The sequence below is a fragment of the Rhodopseudomonas sp. WA056 genome (assembly GCF_010906995.1).
In the GTDB taxonomy this organism is placed as follows: Bacteria; Pseudomonadota; Alphaproteobacteria; order Rhizobiales; family Xanthobacteraceae; genus Rhodopseudomonas; species Rhodopseudomonas palustris_G.
Genome location: NZ_QPFS01000215.1, coordinates 1 through 3,379 on the forward strand (window position 1 = coordinate 1; position 3,379 = coordinate 3,379).

Genomic DNA, 3,379 nt, shown 5'->3' on the forward strand with positions numbered 1-3,379 from the left:
GCGTTCTACGAGTTCAAGGACCAGGGCGTCTGGAGCGGCAACCTCCGCGTTCAGCGCAACTTCTGATCCTCGCTTCGCAAGCGAGTATCTGATCAACCCCGGCGGGCAACCGCCGGGGTTTTTCGTTGTGGCGGGTCTGACCGCAGGTGTCGGATCGGATGCAGAAGCCGTTGATTCTGTGGCCGGCATCTGCACTCAGCCTGTCGGATCAGGACGCTGCGCCAAAAGTGGCAGGTCTGCTTCAATCAGTCGATGAAGCTCCGGTGCAGTCCGGGACGGGTGAAATACGATTGGCCCCGCAAGGCGCCTGCTCGGATCGCGCGGCTGCTTCCGGGGTGTCGATCATGGCTGGCCGGAAAGGTGCGTCGTTCTATTCGCGACCGGCGCCGCGGCGCAGGTCGGCTTCGATCTGCAGCCGGTGTCCGCCGCCGAAACGTGCACGATACACCTGCAGATTTTCCATGATGCGCTGCACGTAGTTGCGGGTTTCCGAAAACGGGATCAGTTCGACCCAGTCGACGGCGTCGACTTTCGGATCGCGCGGGTCGCCGTAGCGCTCGACCCATTTGCGCACACTGCCGCGGCCGGCGTTGTAGCCGGCGAAGGTCATGATGTAGGAGCCACGATAGTCTTCGATCAGGCCGCCGAGCTCGGCGGCGCCGACCGCCGCGTTGTACACCGAATCGGATTTGAGCCGCTGGAGGTCGAAGCTGCAGCCGTGGCGGCGGCAGACGTATTTGCCGGCGTCGGGCGTCACCTGCATCAGGCCATAGGCGTTGGCCGGAGAAACGACTGCCGGGTTGAAGCCGCTCTCCTGGCGGGCGATCGCATAGACGATCGCGCGTTCGACCTCGGGGCCGACCGACCTGAATTGCGGGATGCCGATCACCGGATATGCGTAATGCTCGAACGGCAGGCCACGATTGAGCGCCGCCTTGCCGACGAGCAGCATCGCGCGAGCATCGTTGTGACGCGCCGCGGTTTCGCTGAGGCCGATCAGGGCGTCCACGTCGCCATTCTCGCCGACGTCGGCGTAGATCGGAATCGCCATGTCGCCTTCGTCGATCGCGTACAGCAGGTTCACCGCGCGGACGACTTCGAGCCGATCGGCGTTGCGGCCGTGGCCAGAAGGTGGACCATTGAGGTCCAGTTGAGGCAGACCGAGCTTGGCGCGCGACAACTGGCCATAATAGCTGGTCGAGTGCGCCGCCGATGCGGAATAGGCGGCACGTGCTTCCTGAATGCGGCCGGCGGCCTCCGCGGCGCGCCCCTGCCAATAGCCGGCGCGTGCCAGTGATGTCGGATTGGTGGTTTCGCGGCCCAGCCGGGCGAAGTGCCGCGTCGCGGTGGCTGGATCGCTCAGAAACCGCAGCGCGATCCAGCCGGCGGTGAATTCGTGCTCGGTTTGATAGACGCTTCTGGTCGGTATGGCCGCATCGCGCGCGACCAGATAGGCCAGACGATAGTCGCCGATGTCGATCAGCTTGCGCGCCACCAGTCGGCGCTCGATCCACCATTCGTCGAGATTGTGCAGCCGGTTCGGGTCGCGCGGCACGGTCAGCATCAGGCGGCCGGCTTCGACGATCTTGTCGTCCCGCCGCAGCACGCGAATCTTGCTGAACAGATAGCCGGGATCGTGATGAAGTTCGGCCGGGACGGCCGCAAGCAGGGCCTTTGCGTTCGACTCCTTCTTCTCGACCGCAATCCGGGCCCGGGCGAGGGCGAGCTGTGCATTGCCGAGTCGCCTTGCGGCGCGCAGCGCTGGTCCGAGATCGTTGCCGTAGAGAAATGCGTCCATCCGCGCCTTGTGGTCGCTCGGCGTGATCAGGGGGCCGAACAGCTCCATCGCGGTGGTTTCGTTCGCCTCGGACATGGTGTCGTTGCGCCAGGCGTCTCGGACCAGTTGCTCGGCCGCGCGGCGATCGCCGCGCGCCAGCAGCGCACGCGCCAGTGCCAGCTTGCCTTTGCCGATCGAAGGCTGTGCGTCGTTGAAGAAAGCCAGCACGGCCGCGTCGTCGCGCCGGTCGTCCCACAGCGCCGCCTCCGCGCGTCGGCGGAAGAAACTCTGCGACGGCCAACTCGGATTCGCCCGAATGAACGCAGAATAGCGCTCCACACTGACGCCGTTGTTCTCGCTCCGCAGGATCACCCATTCTGCGAGTTTGCGGGCGACGGGATCGGATATCGAGTTCGCGACGTCGGTGGCGTCACCGGGCTTACGCTGGCGAACCAGCTCGACGACCTTTTGCAGCGCGCCGGCATCGGCAGACGAGGTTGCCGTCGTCGCGGCGACGGCCGAGCGGTTGGCCGGCTTGTGCAGGGTCGCCGCCGGTGCACGTTGTCGCATCGGTTCGACAGCATCGGCCGGGCTGGTGACGGCGAGCTTGGTCGACGGTCGCGGGTCGGGCTTCGGCAGCGACTGGGCCGCCACGGGTTTGGGCGCAGTGCTACCCACCGCCGGCCTCGGTTTCGGCAGAGGCACCTTGTTGGAAGCTGCGAACGCCGCATCGGTGATCCCGGCAACACCAATGCAGAGCGCCAAGGTCGCGGCCGAGGTCAGTAGCGCGGCCGCGAACGGGGGGAGGCGTGTGGGGGATGGATGCAAAGCGCAGTGGCCTCCCTATGGGGGCGATTCGGTAAGTCTGTCAGCATCGGCCGACGGAGTGAAGGCATTCCGCGGAGGCCCCTTGGAATTGCCGAATGTTGTTTGCAGCGATTTAGGGGCAAAAACACGACGCCGCGGTCACGCCGAGGTGAGTCCGATCGCCGCAGGGGGCGGATCGTGGGCGGGAGCCGCGACCGTGTTCGGAAACAGAAACGGCGCCGGTGTCGGCGCCGTTTGGAGATCGATCAACGAGGGATTACGGGCAGGGGTGCCGCCGCCCGTCATAACCGAGATAGGTGCCGGAGGCCGGGTCGTAGGATTTGAAGCGCTTGCGGCAATACGCTTCGGTGCGACGATCGGCGGGCACGACGGTCACGGTCGGCTCGTCGTCATCGTAGTAGTAGTACGGATCGCCGTAATAGCCGTAATAGTAGGGCGATCCGATCACGCCGATTCCGACGCCGGACCAGTATCCGCCGCCCCGCCAGGGCCGGCCATGCCAGCCACCGCCGTGCCAGTGTCGGCCACCACCGTGCCAATGCCGGCCGCCACCTTGCCAGTTGCCACCACCGACCCTCGGACCGACGGGGGCACCGCCGGCGATCGCGCGTCCGGCCAAATCACCGCGGCTGATACCGCCCCCTCCGAACATCGGACCGCCGCCGCGTGGCCCGCCTCCTGAGAACGCAGGACCGCCGCCGCGCGGGCCGCCGCCGCCGAACGCGGGGCCGCCGCCGACAGCAGGGCCACCGCCGCCGCCGCCCCCTCCAACGG

General features: G+C 66.7%; 2 protein-coding genes. Both read right to left on the reverse strand.

Annotated elements, in window-relative coordinates; translation table 11 throughout:
• Positions 1-370: 370 nt before the first annotated feature.
• The gene (locus DU475_RS23400; RefSeq protein ID WP_013502786.1) at positions 371-2,605 is read right to left on the reverse strand and encodes a lytic transglycosylase domain-containing protein; all 2,235 of its coding nucleotides are present in this window, start codon (positions 2,603-2,605) and stop codon (positions 371-373) included.
• A 256-nt stretch (positions 2,606-2,861) separates the two neighbouring features.
• Positions 2,862-3,379, reverse strand: a 518-nt coding sequence (locus DU475_RS23405; protein WP_164633474.1) for a BA14K family protein, incomplete at its 5' end; no start/stop codon positions are given.